Raw genomic sequence first — 16,889 nt, forward strand, 5'->3', positions numbered from 1 at the left:
TTTCGACTGCAGCGGCTTGAAAAAGTATTGCCGAAATATAAAAATTTTTCAGATAAACGATTTTTCTCTTGATCATTCCCTCCCTGTCCATGTAAAATAAAAATAGCAAATAAATGTTCTCGTTTTTAAATTTGGGAGGGAGTGCCTTGTCTTTTTCATTTATCCATGCGGCTGATATTCATTTGGACAGCCCTTTGGCCGGCCTGGAGCAATACGAGGGGGCACCAGTGGAAAAAATCCGCGGTGCAACCCGTGAAGCATTTAAAAATTTGGTGGATGCGGCGATTGAACGGCAAGTCCATTTTCTCATCATTGCCGGCGATTTGTATGACGGCAACTGGAAAGATTACAATACCGGCCTATTTTTCACAAGCCAGATGGTGCGCCTGCAGAAAGAAGGCATTCCTGTTTTCCTCATCCGCGGCAACCATGATGCGGCCAATTTGATGACGAAATCTCTGAAACTGCCGGCCAATGTGCACGAATTTCCGGTCAAAGCGCCGGAAACGGTTACCCTTGATGCACTTGGCGTCGCCATTCACGGGCAAGGTTTTGCACAACGGGCAGTGGAAGAAAATCTTGTGAAGAACTATCCGCCGAAAAAAGAAGGCTATTTCAATATCGGCATTTTACATACAAGCGCGACGGGGCGTGAAGGGCATGAAAATTACGCGCCGTGCACGATAGAAGATATGATGGAGAAGCAGTATGATTATTGGGCGCTCGGCCATATCCATATGCGGGAATTGCTCCATCCGCATGATCCGGTGATTTTGTTCCCGGGAAATATCCAGGGACGGCATATCCGGGAGACAGGAGAAAAGGGCTGCACCTATGTGGAAGTAAAAGACGATACGATTGAAAAGATGGAACCCATCCCGCTTGATGTGTTGCGCTGGACATTATGCCCGGTTGATATGGGCGACATCGAAACGATGGACGGGCTCATGGACGCGGCCCGCAGTGCGCTTGAAAAGGCATACGGGGAAGCAGACGGGCGTTACTTGGCGGTGCGTTTTGAATTGGCCGGCGCAACGAAAATGCACAGGGAACTGATTGCAAAAAAAGACCTCCTCTTGAACCAGCTGCGTTCCATTGCGCTTGAGACAGGTTTCGGTGAAATCTGGGTGGAGAAAGTAAAAATCAAAACAACAGGACTGAACGATGCCGATGCCTTTTCCGATGAACAGTCGCCAATCGGGACGGTGCTAAAATTTATCCGCAGCACGGCCGAAAATGAAGAGATGCTTGAAGCGCTGCTGGATGAGTTCAGCGATATCCGCCAGGCCATTCCGCATGAACTGAAAGAAGGGGAAGACGGGTTTGATTTTTCCAACCCGGGCCTCGTCAAAAAGCGGATAAAAGATGTGGAAGACTTCATTCTTTATTCCTTAACGGAAACGGGGGCGGAAAAGGCATGAGATTTGATTATTTGAACCTGCTTGCTTACGGGCATTTTACTGACCAGATGCTTTCCTTTGATCCGGAGAAAAACTTCCATCTGCTGTTCGGGCCGAACGAAGCCGGAAAAAGCACAACACTCCGCTCGATTACGCATTTTTTATACGGATTTCCGCAAAAAACGAACGACGCTTTCCTCCATGGCAATACGAAATTAAGAATTGAAGGGCTTTTGCGCAACACAAAAGGGGAAGCCTTGCAGTTTACCCGCAGAAAAGGGAAAAAGAATACGGCACTTGACCCGGACGGCAACCCGGTCCCGGAAAATACGGTCGCGGCCTTTTTAAACCATATGCCGGAATCCCAGTTTTTAAATATGTTTGCCCTTGACCATGTCCGTCTTCGTGAAGGCGGCGAAAGCCTTTTGGAAAGCGGGGGCAATGCCGGGGAAAGTTTTTTCACCGCCGCTTCGGGCATCAATGTGCTGCGCCGGGTTCTCGAGAACTTTGACAAACAGGCAGGCGCACTGTACAAAAAAACCGGTTCCGTCCCTGAATTAAATAAGCTGCTCAAGCGGGAAAAAGAGCTTTCGAAAAAAATCAATGAGCAGCAGTTGAAAGTACAGGCATGGAAAGCTTTCGAGGCGCGTTACCGGGAGTTGGAAAAAGAACTCGGCGCCCTCACCGCAAAAATAAAGACGCTGCGCAGCCAAAAAGAACAGCTGCAACGGGTCAAATGGATTTTGCCGAAGATCGCAAACCGGAAAAATCTTTTGCAAAAATTGGAAGCGCTCGGCGATGTCCCGGATCTTCCGGATAATATTGCAGAAGTCCGTGCCGAAGCGGAAAACAAATGGAACGCTTCCCGGGCAAACTTGGACAAAATTTCCCGGCAACTGGCGGGCACCGAAGCGGAAATGAAAGAAATCAGCATTCCGGAACACATTTTAGAACAGGCTGCCGCGATTACAGCCCTTTACCGCCAAGTGCAACAGTACGAAGACGATGAAAAAATGCTGCCTGAGCTCGAAGGGAAAAAGCAGCAGCTCCAAGCCCAATTGATGTCCGTTATGAAGGAGATCGACCCGGGCCGTGCAACAGTTGAAAATATAGAACATTACCGGCTGCCTTCCGCCCAAAAAGAAATGATCCGCGAGCTTTGCAAGCAAAAGCCGTTGCTCGACCAGGCTTATGAATCATTGAAACGGGAAGGCGAAAAACTGGAAAAAGAGCTGGCAAAGAAGCTGGAAGAATTGGCTGCCTTGCCTGATCTACCGGACGTGGAAAAACTGGAAGCCGTCCTGACCAAGGTGAACCGTGCGGGAGACGTGGAAGCGGCGATACACGAGCTGGCCGCGGAATGCCGGCAAAAACAGCGGCAAGTGGAAGAAGCCGTCCGTGCTTTGCCGTTATGGGATGGCGGGGTGGAAGAACTTGTCAAACTTCCGGTGCCCGGTTTGGAAGAAACGGTGAAAAAGTTTGAAAAAGAAGCGGAGCAATTGACGCGGCAGCTGGATTCGGTGCAAAGCCGGATTTCCCGGTTGAAAGAGGACATCGAAGCTTCAGAAGAAAGCATCCGCCGGCTTGATTCCATTGCCGAGATCCCGTCTGAAGAAAAGCTGTCGGCCGTCCGTGCCTTAAGGGATGCCGGCTGGCAGCTGATACGCACCAAACTTGAAACCGGCCATTGGCTTGAAACGGCTGAAACATATACAAAGGGAGAGCCGGCCGCGTCGGTTTATGAGAAACATGTCCTTGAAGCTGACCAGATTGCGGATACGATGCGGCTGGAAGCGGAAAAAGTCGGCGAGAAGAATAAACTTTTAGCCGATATTAGAAAGTTCCGCGGGAAAAAAGAACAGCTTGAAAAAGAGAAATCCGGGCTTGAAGAAGCTTTGCGTGCGTGGGAATCCGCCTGGCAAAATCTTTGGGCGCCGGCGCAAATCCGTCCGCTTACGCCTGGAGAGATGCGGGAATGGCTGCAAAAACACGCGCAAATTAAAAGCTTGATGCAGGATTATGAGAAGGCGCAAGAAAAAATGCGCGCGCTTCATGATAGCCATGCGGACTGCTGCAATGCGCTATCTGCCGTGCTGAAAACATTTGCCGCCGTTTCAGAAGGGCAGCCGCTTGCGGAACTGGTAAGTCTTGCAGAAAACGAATTGAAACGAGTCCGCAATCTTGCCGCAAAGAAGGACAGCCTCGAAACGGCTATCCGCGATTTAAAAGAAAAACGGGAAGAGATGCAAACGGAGAAAGCGGAAATCGGGAAGAAACGCGAAGCATGGCTGGCAAATTGGTCTTCGGCTGTCGCGGGCACGGCAATATTGGAAGAGGTGCCGCCGGCGGTTGCTGAATCCCTGCTCGCCCGCTATGAAACATGTATGCAACTCTATGATGCATACAACCAGACTGAAAAAGAGCAGCAAGCCGTTACTGAAAAAATGGCGCGCTTTGAAGAAAAAGTGCAGCATATCCTTGAAACGGCCCAACTTCCATCGAACGGGGAGAATGCCGCTGTTGCCGTAAGCCAGATGTATCAGCTATTGCAAAATGCCCAACAGGACGATGCCGCTTTGAAAAAGCTCAAACGCCGTTTAGAAGACTTGGAGAATGAGAGAAAAGAAGAAACAGAAGCACTGGAAGCAGCTGAAGCGGTTTTAACAGAACTTTTCCAACAGGCAGGCTGCAGCACAATCGAAGAACTAAAGCAAATTGAAACAGCTTTCCTGCTGAAAAAAAGTTTTGAAAAAGACATTCGGCAAATCGAAGCGGACATGCTGGATGCGGGTGCCGGTAAATCACTGCAGGAATTGCTTGATGAGGCGGCCCGGTTTGATGCAGATTCGATTGACGCCGATTTGGCGGAAACCGGGCGTGAACTTGACCGTTTGGAAGCCTCGCGTTCCGAGGTGGAGCAGGAATATGGGGCGGTCAAAAAAGAATACGAAGAACAGATTCGCGGCGCCAACATGACAGCCATTGAAGCCGGCCAGGAAAGGGAAAGCGTGCATGCGCAAATCGCCAGTTTGACGGAGCAATATATCCAGTTGAAACTCGCTGCCGCTTTGCTGCAAAAGGGGATTGAATTTTACCGGAGCCAAAATCAAAATCCGATTTTAAATCGTGCGGGTGATATTTTTGCGCGGCTGACACTTCATTCTTTTGACGGGTTGGCGGTGGATTACAACGAGCAGGACGAGCCTGTTTTAATGGGCGTGCGCGGCGGGGAGAATGTGCCGCTGAACGGGATGAGCGACGGGACGACCGACCAGCTGTATCTGTCCTTACGCCTTGCGAGCATTGAAAAATACGCAGCTGAAAACGAGCCGCTACCGTTCATTGTCGATGACATCCTCGTCCATTTCGACGATGAACGTTCAAAAGAAACATTGAAAGTATTGCTCGAACTTTCCAGCTGCACGCAAATCATCTTTTTCACACATCATCAGCGCCTTGTCGACATGATGCAGGAAATCGCCCCGCCGGAAGCCGTCCAGTACTTGGCTTTCCACGGGCAGAAAATTGCCGTGCATTAAACAGGGCTTGCCGAACAAATCCGTTTTTGCTTTTTATCCGGCCCATTCAGTAAGTGCTGCAATGTTTACCAGATACAGGTTGATTCTTTTCTATCTATGGCTGTGGCTTTTGAATTAAGTTTTTTCGGGATCACTATAAAAGCAAGACAAAATAAAAAAGGCCCCGCTTTGTGCGGGTCCTTCTTTTACATCAGGATTCGGTGGAAGAATATTTGTAAAAGCCTTCTCCTGTTTCTTTTCCGAGTTTGCCTTTGTCAATGTATTCCGTTTTCAGCAAGTCTGCTATTTTTTTATACAGTTCATCGCCGGTAGTTTCTGCTTTTGCCAAACTGATATTGTAGGCGGTGTTGATGCCGACAACATCCAGAATTTGGAATGGTCCGGCCGGGGCGCCCGTTGCAATGCGCCATGTTTTGTCAATCGTTTCCGGATCGGCAACCCCTTTTACCAGCAGCATTTGCGCTGCTTCCAACAGCGGTACGAGTAATGAGTTCAGAATATAGCCCGGCTGCTCTTTGTGCAAAGGCAGCGCTACCATGCCAATTGCCTCTGCGAATGCGATCACATCCTGAAACGCTTTTTCACCTGTACCAGGATGTTTCATGATTTCCGCTGTATTGTTTTTCCAAATTTCATTGGCAAAATGGAGCGCCAGAAATTTTTCCGGGCGGCCGGTTGCTTCTGCAAACTGGCTTGGCAGCAGGGTCGATGAGTTCGTTGCAAAGACCGTTTTTTCTGGTGCCAATTTTCCGAGTTTTTGGTAAAAGTCCGTTTTAATGGAAACCACTTCCGGAATGGCCTCAATGACCAGATCGGCATTGGCTACAGCTTGTCCCAGATCATCAGAAAAAGAAATTCTATGATAGGCTGCGTCCACTTCTTGCTCTGTTGCACCAAGATCTTTCTGGTATCGGGCCTTCAACCCGGAAATTCTTTCTTTTGCCTGTTCGATTGCCTCGGCAGAAATATCATAAACATATACATGAAAGCCTTTAAAAGCCGTTTGATAGGCAATTTGGCTTCCGAGTACGCCGCTCCCTGCAATGGTGATATTTTGAAAGTCCATCATCATACACCCTTTCCCGTTTATGTAACCCCTTACATGTCTATCGTATCACCATGGAAATGAAGCGTCAAAAATTGAATAACTATCAATGGAAAAATGCCGTTTTTCAGGCCGCATTTGGCGTGCTGGCGCTTATTTTCCGGGTTGCCTGCTATTCACAAAATCGTAAATTTCGCCAGGCGAAAAAGCTTTACTCTTTTTATCAAGGTGATATAATATGGGTTGCATTCAAAAGAACGGATGAAAAAGCCCGCAAAATGAAGAAGAGAGGTCTTATGGAAATCAAAGCTGTCAAACTCAAGCAGAAGTCTACTTTTTACCTGAACAGATATTTAACGGGGGATTCTATAGATTATCGGGAAGTCATTGGCATTATTATCCCAATTTTGGTGGATCAGGCGTTTTTGATCTTAATGAGTTTTCTAAATACGGCGATGATCAGTTCTGCCGGCGTCAGTGCTGTCAGTGCCGTAAACATGGTAGATTCATTGAATATTTTCCTTGTCAACGTATTTATTGCAATTGCAACCGGTGGAACGGTGATTGTTGCCCAGTATAAAGGCATTGGCAATAAAGAAATGGTGTCAAAGACGGCGACACAAGCCATTTCTGCTGTTGCTATTTTTTCGGTCGTGCTTGCCGTGTTTGTGATTGTGTTCAACACGCCGACGCTCAATTTACTGTTCGGGAAAGCAGATGCAGCCGTTTTTCATAATGCGAGAATTTATTTGATTGGCAGCTGTCTCTCGTATCCTTTTATTGCGATTTTCCAGGCAGTACTGGGCGGTTTGCGCGGCGTCGGGGAAACAAAGCCATGCCTCGGCTTGTCGCTGTTTATGAACTTAACGAATACCGTGCTCAATGTTGTATTTATCACTATTTTTCATATGGGTGTCGTCGGCCTTGTGACATCCATTTTATGTGCAAGAATTTTCGGTATGATCGCTTCCATTTTTTACGTTATGAAGTACAATGAGACGATTCGTTTTAAAATAAAAAATGCGCTGCACCTTGATTTTTCTTTATTGAAGAAAGTGATGTTTATCGGGATCCCGTTTGCGGCGGAACAAATCTTTTTTAACGGCGGGAAACTGCTGACACAGACATTTATTGTGCAACTTGGGACATTGGCGCTAACGGAAAATGCGATCGCAAGTTCAATCACGCTGCTCTTCCAGATTGGACCAAACGCGCTCAGCATTGCGATTGTTACGATTGTCGGACAATGCATGGGTCGGCGGAATATCGATGACGCGCGGAAATTTGCAAAGTCGTTTATTGTTTTGTCTTCGCTGCTTTATATCGTAACGACAGCGGTTCTTTTGCCGTTTTTCCCTGTCATGATGCAATTGTTTAATCCGCCTGACTCGATTATTCCGACGATCTTTACGATTGTCCTGATTTCTGCGTTCGGGCAGCCGCTGTTATGGCCGCAAAGTTTTATTATGCCGGCCGTGCTCCGGGCAGCAGGTGACTCAACATTTACATCGGTCGCTTCGCTGTTGTCAATGTGGCTTTTGCGGGTGATACTCGGCTATATTTTAGGGATTACATTCGGTTTTGGCATCATTGGCGTCTGGGTCGCGATGATTGCCGAATGGGGTGTGCGCGGGCTCATTTTTATGAACCGCTTCAAAGGTGCCAAATGGTATGCGCATAAACTGGTTTAACGACGGAAAGCAGTGCGATCGTCCGCACTGCTTTTAGTTTTCAAAATGTGAAAACGTTAACAATTTCGACACAGCTTTTTCCGGCTGCCCATGCTATACTACAAGTGTAAGGAAGGAAAGCCCTTACAGTTTGGGATTGCAGGAGACTCAACCATCCCGATTGGTTCCGTCTTCACGCGTATATTTCGAAAAGCCCAGAACGGTGAGCGCAACCGGTCCACTAAAAAGGAATTGGCGAATGCTCTCCGCCCGTTCAGGCAGCTGAAAAGCAAACCTTTTGCCGGGACATAAACGATTGCCGAAAAAGTGATTTGAAGAATCATGGAAACTCCAGGCACTTGAGTAAATGAATGAAAGCAATTGGGGAACCAGTTTCCGACGATGAAAGTTTTCTAAGGAAAGTTTTCAAAAGGAAAAGGCCGCAAAGCAATTCATTCATGAGAAAAAGTGCTGAACAGTCAAATGAAATGTCAATGAACTTTCAGGCAAAAGAATATGGAAAGGCAAAGGAAAGCCGGATCAGTTACGGATCTTTTAAGGCACAAGCTTTAAAAGCAGCAAATCTTAACAAAGATTTGTATCTGTCACGGAGCCGACGACAGGCGTCCTGATAACATCACACTCCGGCAGCCGGGAAAAGGCTGAAAACCCCATTCATAGATTGGGGAGCTACCCCCCGAATGTGAAAATGTATACAGGATGCGGCATGGTTGGGTCCCCTGTAATACCAAACTAAAGGCAGTGCGATGAAGTACCCGTTCATCGCACTGCCTTTTCATTTGGGAAGCATGCCGTTCAAGAAAAAAACAGGATTGCCAAGAAGGTGGGGCTTCCGTTATTTGGAAAAAAGGGAGTGGCCGCGATCGGAATAGGGGGCGAAACAGGTTGGGCTGCAGGGTTCAAGAGGAACAAAAGCGAGTTTGACAACGCCGGAATATCTTTTTTCTCGCTTTCTTCACGCAGGTCAGCCAATTGGACAAAACGAACGCCAGTCGGGGAGCTTTTGTCTAATTGGACCTTCTAACTAGACAAAACATTCGGGAGCGGGGAACTTTTGTCCAGTTAACCCTGCTAATTGGACAAAACGAACGCCGTACAGGACCTTTTGTCTAATTGAAACTTCTAACTGGACAAAACACTCAGGGAACGTGGGGCTATTGTCCAGTTAACCCCGCTAATTGGACAAAACGAACGCCGGTCGGGGAGCTGTTGTCTAATTGGAACTTCTAACTGGACAAAACACTCAGGGAGCGTGGGGCTATTGTCCAGTTAACCTCGCTAATTGGACAAAACGAACGCCGATCGGGGAGCTTTTGTCTAATTGGACCTTCTAACTAGACAAACCACTCGGGAGCGTTGAGCTTTTGTCCAATTAGAGGGATTCTAAGTCAAGATTGTCATTTTCCCCCGCTTTCTTAACGTAGACTTGGCCCGGCCCCCAATCCAAATGCCTGTGTGCCGCGAAACAACCGCGTCCAAAATATCTTCATCAGGCTGTGGGAGACAAAAAAAGGGAGCAAATTTAGCCCCCTGTTTACGAATTGGCTCCTGACTCTTGTTGTTTTTCGACCACTGCCTCATTTGAAATGTTCAGCGTTCCCGTGTACTCCACTAAACCGATCTTGCAGCCGGGGCCGATTTCGATATTTTCCCCGCGAACCGTGCCGGCTTCAGTGTATTCCAAATAGATTTGATCTCCTTCGATGATATCAGCGTGCAACAGATGCCGCTTTTTTCCAAACATGCCGGGAAGCCCGCCTTGCATGCGGACGTCAATTTTCTTCCCGCCGATTTCGCCCGCGCGGCTGTTGCTATACTTTAACGCAATTTCAATTTCTTCCGCATTTAACAGGCCGCCAACTAGAAACTTTCCTTTTGAAATAAAAGCCTCTGCTTCGACATCTTCTTTGACGTCAAGCGACCCTTTGATCTCTGCTTTTTCCGTGCTGAACCGGCCGCCGATTTCCATCTCCCCGCGTACAAGGCTGGTCTTGATTTCCGCATCCCGTTCAATCCGGCAGCTGCCTGAAACTTTCAATTTCTCTGCCTCTACACTGCCGGCAAATATCCCCTCGCCAAAAACTGAAATCGTCTTGGCGGTTGTATTGCCGCTTACCTTGCTTGTACCGCGGATCGACAAGTTCAAACAATCGAGCGCATCGACAATTTCCGCTTCTCCGTTCACTTTTACATTTCCGTACAATCCGCCGCCATAAGCGCCCGAACCATTCACAATCAAAGGATTTCTCTCCATGTTCTGCACGCCTTTCTTTATATTTTCCGGTATTCTTTCACAACCGCTGAGCTGTCTTTTTCAAACGTATCCTTGTACTCCACAAGATCAATTTCGCATTTTGGACCGATTTTTACACGGGCGCCCCGCACCACTTTCGCTGTCGTCATTTCAAGCACAATATCATCCCCTTCAATACTGTCAACCGTGAGGCCTGTGGGCGTAAACGGCTTCAACCAGCTTGAAATAGAATTGACTTTTTTCACCGTGATCTGCTGCTCACCCATTTCGCGGATAAAACAGCGCCACAACGGGTTCATTTCAATCTTTTCGGCATTCAGTTCGCCTTCCATTTTGACGGTGCCGTGGATGTTGATTTCCTCGGCTTCACAATCTCCGGCAACAGACACATTCCCTTCAAGCAGGATTTCCGTTCCTTTCACTTTGCCGCCAAATTTTGCATTCCCGGATACGTGAAGATTTTCTGCCAGGACATCATCCAAAAACTTGGCCGATCCCGAAACCTCCATGCTTTTACTGGAGAGACTACCGTGAAAGGTTGCCGTTCCATTGACAGTGGCATTTTGTGAAACAATGTTTCCTTTAAAAACCGCTATTCCGTTTGATTCCAAATTTTTACACTTGATTTCACTATTCACTGTTCCTTTTCCGCTCACGATTACGTCGTCAAAAGTCCCGCCGTTTGAGGATGCGACTCCGTTTATGACAAGATTTCCCACTTTTGCCCGCCTCCTATAGCCATTTTCCTTTTAATTCTGCTGATAACTCCATCAGATCAAGGTTGACAATCACTTTTGCTTCACGGTCAAACAAAATATCTTCCGCTTTTTTTGTCAAAAAGCAGGTGGAAACGCCGAACTTCCGGATCAGCCATACGTTTGTGCCTTCCGTTGCAAAAGATTTTTCTGCATCCTGCAAGAGCCCAACCAGCATTTTTCCTTCCTCAAGGGAAATCTCCCCGCCGTGCAAAAGTTTTTCCAATAAAAAAATGGCGAGCACTTCCTCAAAAGGAAAAGCCTGTTCTTGCGCCTGCGTTTGGTCGATGTAAAAATTTAGTACAAAATCGGAGGCAATACCCCGTTTCAGTATATCTGCCTTGCTGATCCGTTTCCCGCCGCCCGGTGCAAACATTTCGGCAAGCGCATCAAGCGAAAGGTTTTCTTTCATCGCCTGGATTTTTTCAATCCGCTCCAAAATGCGTTCACGGGGGAAAAAGGTTTCCTGCCCGGTAAACGTCGATTTGCGGATAAACCAGTCTTCCGGAATCAGGTTTTTCCGTTTCCACCGGTATAATTGCCCATAGGAGATGCCGGTTTGTTCGAGCAGATCTTTTTTGGAAATTAAGTCTTCATCCATTTTCGCCACTCCTTTGCTGTTTTTAATATAACATAACACTGTTACACTGTAAACAAGAAAGCAAATTTAGAAAATTTCATCATAACGGGCTCAAAATATGTTATAGTTATATCTATACATAGGATTGATGTTCAGGAGGAAGAAAAACATGATTGCGGAAGAATTCAAAAGGATGCTCGGCCAGAAATCGGTCATCCGGGAAATTGCTGAATACGGGGCAGTGCGGGCAAAGGAAATTGGGTCTGAAAATGTTTTTGATTATAGCCTTGGCAATCCGAGCGTGCCGGTCCCTCAAGCTTTTACCGAAAAACTTATGGAACTTGCGAAAAATCCGGCGGTGCACGGCTACAGCCCGAGTCTTGGGATTGATTCCGTCCGTGAAAAAATTGCAAATTCCTTAAAGCGGCGGTTTGGCATGCCGTACCGGAAAGAACATATTTTTATGGCGACAGGAGCAGCCGGCGCCATTGCACACGCGTTAAGGGCGGTAACCGTACCGGGAGATGAAGTGCTCACGTTTGCGCCGTATTTTCCGGAATACGTGCCATACGTTAATCAAACGGGCGCGGTGTTAAAAGTTGTTCCTGCTGATACGGAAAATTTTCAAATTCATTTTGACGCGTTCCGCCGGATGATTTCGCCCAAAACGGCAGCCGTTTTAATCAACACGCCGAACAATCCTTCAGGTGCTGTCTATTCGGAAGCTACGATCCGGGAATTGGCGCAGATTTTGCAAGAAAAAGAGCGGGAATTCGGGCATGAGATTTATATCATTACAGATGAACCGTACAGGGAAATTGTGTTCAAGGGTGTAGAGGCCCCGTACGTTGCAAAATATCATCCGTACACGATTACATGCTACTCTTTCAGCAAGTCGCTGTCGCTGCCAGGCGAGCGGATCGGGTACGTGGCTGTGAACCCGGACTGCCCGGATGCGGAATTGATTGTCAATATGTGCGGCCAGATCTCACGCGGCATCGGCCACAACTGCCCGCCGTCAATCATCCAGCTCGCTGTTGCCGAAGTGCTGGACATCACGGCGGATCTTTCAGTCTATGAAACCAACATGAATATTTTGTACGATGCCTTGACCGATATGGGTTTTTCCATCACAAAGCCAGGTGGTACATTCTACATGTTTCCGAAAGCCTTGGAAGACGATGCTGTGGCATTTTGCAAAAAAGCACTTGAATATGACCTGCTGCTCGTTCCTTCTGATACGTTTGGTGTTCCGGGCTACTTCCGGATTGCCTACTGCATCCCGACAGAGAAAGTGAAACGGTCGCTTGCAGCGTTCAGGAAACTGGCAAATGAATATCAACTATGAAGCATTTGGCCAGTCCGCCGTATGTCGTGTAAAACAGACTTAAGCTTTTGCATCGGGGCTAAGTCAACAATTTTCATGGTGTTTGCGGCCGGTAGCAAACTAACAATGTTTCGCCCGTTTTATAGAATAAAGTGAACTTAACTTTAAAGCCACTTATCCATCTGCATGGTGTTTGCAGTCGGTGGCAAAATAACAATGTTTCGACTGGTTTATCGAAGAAACTGAACTTAATTTCAAAGCCGCGCATCCATTTGCATGGTGTTTGCAGCCGACAGCGAAAAAACAATGATTCGCTCGGTTTATCGAAGAAGGTGAACTTAACTTCAAAACTACGCATCCATTTTCATGTGTTTGCAGCCGGTGGCAAAATAACAATGTTTCCCTGTTTTATAGAATAAAGTGAATTTAATTTCAAAGCCACACATCCATTTGCATGGTGGCTGCTTTTTCCGGCAGGGAGCATCTCCTGTGGTTCAACAATCCCAATAGTGCTAAAGACAGGCAGCTTATGATTTTGAGATCATTGAGTCTAAATACTTGATGATCTCTTCTTTGTTTCCGGAGACGGATTCTTCCCTAAGCTGGTCTTTTTTCATTTTTTCCTGTGCTTTTTGCAATATTTTTTCTCCTCTTTCTGCCGGTACCACAACAACTCCGTCCGCATCGCCCACGATAATGTCCCCGGGATGTACGGCTACTCCCCCGCAGGAAATGGGGACGTTTATTTCGCCAATACCGCTTTTTCCGCTGGCGGCTACCGTTGTGCCTCTGCAAAAAACAGGATAGTTCAGTTTTTTAACGCCATCTATATCGCGAATGACGCCGTCCACAACGATCCCGCTTATGCCTAAAGTTTTTGCCATCCCGACCACAAAGTCGCCAGCAATGGCCCTGTACTCATCCCCCTTTGCATCCACGACAAGAACATCGCCAGGTTGTGCATTTCTAATGGCTTTTAAGACGGCTAAATTGTCACCCACCGGCATTTTAACAGTAAAAGCTTTGCCGCAGAGAAAATAGGACGATTTCAATGGCTTAATCCGCGGGTGCAAGTTATTCAAACCATCCATAGCATCTGATATGCAGGTGGCAGGAATGGAACGGAATGCTTCTACTAATGCATCCATAGCTGAACCTCTCTTTCTTTAAGACTCGTTTTATGTATACTATACTGAAATAGAGAAAAAAATGAAAATAAAAAATTGTTATACCCATTCATAACAAAAATGAATAGGCGGGGAAAAAGAAAACGGCAAGACACCGCCATTCACAGTGCCTCACCGTTTTTCAGTGCCCTCTGCCTGGGAAGAGGGGGAGTATTTTACTCGTACACCGCCTCAAACTCTGCTTTGTAGCTTGCAAAGTCCTGTTTGTTAAACAATGGCAAATACAGCCCGATGTTCATCAGTTCGTCGCCGCCGTAAATGTTGCCTGTTTCAATATGCCGGTAGTTTTTGTCCGGGTCAAGGCCTGCCAGTTTTAATATTTTCACCGGGCCGGCTGCTTCAGACAGTACATTGAAAAAATAGGCAATGGTATGTTTCCGGTCCGGCGAGACAAATTGCCAGGCGGCGCTGTTGCCTTCAAACGGGCTTATCAGGCGGTAAAACTGGCCAAACTGGAACAATTGACGGTGTGCTTTGTAAAATGCAATCTGCTCCCGGATCACTGCTTTTTCATCTTCCGTGCATTTTGTCAAATCCAACTCATAGCCGAAATTGCCGCCCATTGCCACGTCACCGCGCGTCGATAGCGGCGTAACCCGGCCGGTTTGGTGGTTCGGAACGGCCGAAACATGCGCGCCCATGGTAACCGGCGGATAGGCGAGGCTTGTGCCGTACTGGATTTTCAGCCGGTCGGCCGCATCGGTATTATCGCTCGTCCACGTTTGCGGCATATAATACAGCATGCCCGGATCAAAACGCCCGCCGCCGCCGGAACAGCTTTCAAACAAAATGTCAGGGTAACGCGACGTCAACTTTTCTAAAAAGTCATACAGCCCGAGCATATAGCGGTGGGCGGTTTCTCCCTGGTTTTCCGGTTCCAGCAGGGCGGAATGGACTTCTGTCATATGGCGGTTCATATCCCATTTGATATAATCGACATGGACATGATCCAGAATATCCGTCATCTGCCGGAAAATATTTTCGCGCACATCCCCGCGGCTAAAATCGAGCACATATTGGGAGCGCCCTTCGGAAATCCCGCGGCCCGGAATTTGCAATGCCCAGTCCGGATGTTCACGGAAAAGGTCACTGTCCCGCGAAACCATTTCCGGTTCAAACCAGAGCCCGAATTTCAAGCCGCGTTTATGGATTTCTTCCGCCAGATTTTTGATCCCCATCCGGATTTTTCCGGCGTATTCATACCAGTCCCCTAAAGAACTGCGGTCATTGTCCCGGTGGCCGAACCAGCCGTCATCCAGCACAAACAGCTCAATGCCGAGCTTTTGCGCCTCGTCGGCGAGTTCAAGCAATTTTTGATCATGAAACCGGAAATAGGTCGCTTCCCAGTTGTTGATCAACACCGGGCGTTCCGCATCTTTATGTTTGCCGCGCAAAAGATGGCGGCGGTAGAGCGTGTGAAACGTTTGCGACATCCCGTTCAGCCCGTCTCTGCTGTATGCCATCACTGCTTCAGGGGAATAAAAAGTGTCACCCGGCTGCAACGCCCAGCTGAACCCGAAATCATTCAGCCCGATCCCGAGACGCACCTGGCCGAACTGGTCCTGCTGCACAATTCCGGCAAAATTGCCGCTGTAAACGAGGTTCACCGCATATGCTTCACCTTGGAATTCCGTTGTTTCAGGCCGGACAAGCGCCAAAAAAGGATTTTCCTGGTGGCTGCTGGCGCCGCGTTTGCTGTCTACACGCCTGATCCCGTCCGTTACCGTTTCTCTTTTGATTTGCCGTTCGCGTTTATGGGCGCCGGGGAGATGCAACAGCTCAAAACGTCCGGCCGGGAAATCGACATTCAGGCTCATCAAACGTTCAATCCGAACAGGCTTGTTTCCGCCGTTTGTCAGCACAGCCGCGCGGGAAATCGCCGGCAAGTCGCGAAAGATGGTGTATAAAAGCGTTAATTGAAGGCCTGTGAGTTTGTCTTCCAGCATGATTTTCAATGTTTCGGCTTCATTTGGATTGGCAAAAGTAGCGGGAAGCCCGGGAAGCGCCGGCTTGCCTTTTAAAATGTCATACGCCCGGTAGCGGAAGTCCGTGACCGTTGACCCGTCCGCATGCCGGATAACATGCGCCGGCTCACGGAAATCGCCGTTGCCGTATCCCGGGAATTCCTGCAGCACCGTATCCAGTGAAAATTTGCGGTCTTTTGCACCGGGCGGGTTCGGGGAAAAACTGCGGCCGATGCGGGGATAGGCGCGCCCCCCGTGGTAGGCCCTGACCGGCGCTCCCCAATACAGATGTTCAACGCAGCCGAATGCATCCACTTGTAAGAGGTAACTCACTTCATCATTTTGCAAATGGAAAGTTTTCGTTTGTTCATCAAATGTAATCATCCATCTTCCTCCTTCAATAAAATGCAGAGGCCATTTTCAGTTATGCTGCTGAAGTTGGAATGGCCGGGGCATCCCGATTTTGTTCAATATTATACATATGGGATAAAGCAATGGCACATCTGCTTTACCGCCGGAATCCGTTTACACTAATATCATTTTAGTATTTGCACCGGGCCTTGTCACTTGATTTGTAGAGAAGCTGTCCGGGCACATTCGTATCCCAAAAATGCAGCGCCCTTTCCTAGGAAAAATTTGGCATAAAAAAGTTAGCGCCGGGATATTGCATTCTTGTGCTGGCGTTGTAAAATGGCTATTATTAAAAGTAGATGAGAAATATTTTGTTCACATTTACACAATGGAGCTGATGATGATGCGGGAAACCATTTCAAAAGAAAATATCCGGGAAAGAGTGCGCGACATTGTGTTGAACGATTTCGATGATGACCCTTCGGAAATAAAGGACGACACCCTTTTTGTCGATGATCTCGGTGCGGACTGGATTGATCTATCAGAGCTGGCTGTGGAGTTATCGGATGAATTTGATCTCGATATAGAGGAAGATGAAATCAATAAGCTCGTTTCCATTGAAAAAGCAACAGATTATATATATGAAAAACAGCGAAAATGCCGTGAACATCTGGCAATCAAACTGCCGAGAATACTGGAAATGAGAAAGCAAAACAAGGCCCGTGGATAAGCCGAGAACACGGGCCTTGTTTTTGCTTACGGGGTGGTGCCGGTGCGCAATGCACATTTGCAAACC

11 protein-coding genes are annotated in these 16,889 nt (G+C 47.7%); 5 read left to right on the top strand and 6 right to left on the bottom strand.

From position 1 onward, the window contains the following. Positions 1-146: 146 nt before the first annotated feature. Both NST70_RS03525 and NST70_RS03530 read left to right on the top strand, forming a co-directional pair. Positions 147-1,421, top strand: a complete 1,275-nt coding sequence (locus tag NST70_RS03525) for a DNA repair exonuclease (protein WP_035182309.1) — start codon at positions 147-149, stop codon at positions 1,419-1,421. Further along, positions 1,418-4,939: an AAA family ATPase gene (locus NST70_RS03530; RefSeq protein WP_328220408.1), complete on the top strand. Its 3,522-nt coding sequence runs from the start codon at positions 1,418-1,420 to the stop codon at positions 4,937-4,939. The genes NST70_RS03525 and NST70_RS03530 overlap by 4 nt, the downstream gene beginning before the upstream one ends. Positions 4,940-5,129: 190 nt before the next feature. Here NST70_RS03530 and NST70_RS03535 read toward each other — a convergent pair whose 3' ends face one another. Further along, the gene (locus tag NST70_RS03535; protein ID WP_328220410.1) at positions 5,130-6,005 is read right to left on the bottom strand and encodes a 3-hydroxyacyl-CoA dehydrogenase; all 876 of its coding nucleotides are present in this window, start codon (positions 6,003-6,005) and stop codon (positions 5,130-5,132) included. A 275-nt stretch (positions 6,006-6,280) separates the two neighbouring features. On the opposite strand from NST70_RS03535, the gene NST70_RS03540 reads away from it, so the two are divergent. Continuing rightward, the gene (locus tag NST70_RS03540) at positions 6,281-7,675 is read left to right on the top strand and encodes an MATE family efflux transporter (protein WP_046721038.1); all 1,395 of its coding nucleotides are present in this window, start codon (positions 6,281-6,283) and stop codon (positions 7,673-7,675) included. Positions 7,676-9,209: 1,534 nt separating this feature from the next. Here the strand turns inward: NST70_RS03540 and NST70_RS03545 are convergent. Genes NST70_RS03545 through NST70_RS03555 form a run of 3 tightly spaced genes read right to left on the bottom strand, consistent with a single transcriptional unit; the run spans position 9,210 to position 11,285 of the window. After that, positions 9,210-9,929 carry a hypothetical protein gene (locus NST70_RS03545; RefSeq protein WP_041817897.1) on the bottom strand — a complete coding sequence of 240 codons (720 nt, stop codon included), beginning with the start codon at positions 9,927-9,929 and terminating at the stop codon, positions 9,210-9,212. A 17-nt stretch (positions 9,930-9,946) separates the two neighbouring features. Beyond that, a complete protein-coding gene (locus NST70_RS03550) occupies positions 9,947-10,648 on the bottom strand; it encodes a polymer-forming cytoskeletal protein (RefSeq protein ID WP_014095950.1) in 702 nt (233 codons plus the stop codon). Between the two features lie 13 nt (positions 10,649-10,661). Beyond that, positions 10,662-11,285: a YhbD family protein gene (locus NST70_RS03555; RefSeq protein ID WP_014095949.1), complete on the bottom strand. Its 624-nt coding sequence runs from the start codon at positions 11,283-11,285 to the stop codon at positions 10,662-10,664. 148 nt (positions 11,286-11,433) lie between these two features. Here NST70_RS03555 and NST70_RS03560 point away from each other — a divergent pair, with 148 nt between their 5' ends. Beyond that, positions 11,434-12,612 (top strand): pyridoxal phosphate-dependent aminotransferase, encoded by a 1,179-nt coding sequence (locus NST70_RS03560; RefSeq protein ID WP_251459833.1) that lies wholly within the window; start codon positions 11,434-11,436, stop codon positions 12,610-12,612. 506 nt (positions 12,613-13,118) lie between these two features. On the opposite strand, the gene NST70_RS03565 is transcribed toward NST70_RS03560, so the two are convergent. Both NST70_RS03565 and NST70_RS03570 read right to left on the bottom strand, forming a co-directional pair. Continuing rightward, entirely contained in the window at positions 13,119-13,739 is a 621-nt protein-coding gene (locus NST70_RS03565) for an RraA family protein (RefSeq protein ID WP_342475754.1), read from the bottom strand. A gap of 194 nt (positions 13,740-13,933) precedes the next feature. Further along, positions 13,934-16,126 carry an alpha-galactosidase gene (locus NST70_RS03570; RefSeq protein WP_026684657.1) on the bottom strand — a complete coding sequence of 731 codons (2,193 nt, stop codon included), beginning with the start codon at positions 16,124-16,126 and terminating at the stop codon, positions 13,934-13,936. A 370-nt stretch (positions 16,127-16,496) separates the two neighbouring features. Between NST70_RS03570 and NST70_RS03575 the strand changes: the two genes are divergently transcribed. Then, positions 16,497-16,823, top strand: coding sequence for an acyl carrier protein (locus NST70_RS03575; protein ID WP_017553163.1), 327 nt, complete (start codon positions 16,497-16,499; stop codon positions 16,821-16,823). The last annotated feature ends 66 nt before the right edge of the window (positions 16,824-16,889 follow it).

Origin of the sequence: Weizmannia sp. FSL K6-0777 (assembly GCF_038593185.1) — a bacterium.
Classification (GTDB): Bacteria; Bacillota; Bacilli; order Bacillales; family Bacillaceae_C; genus Weizmannia; species Weizmannia faecalis.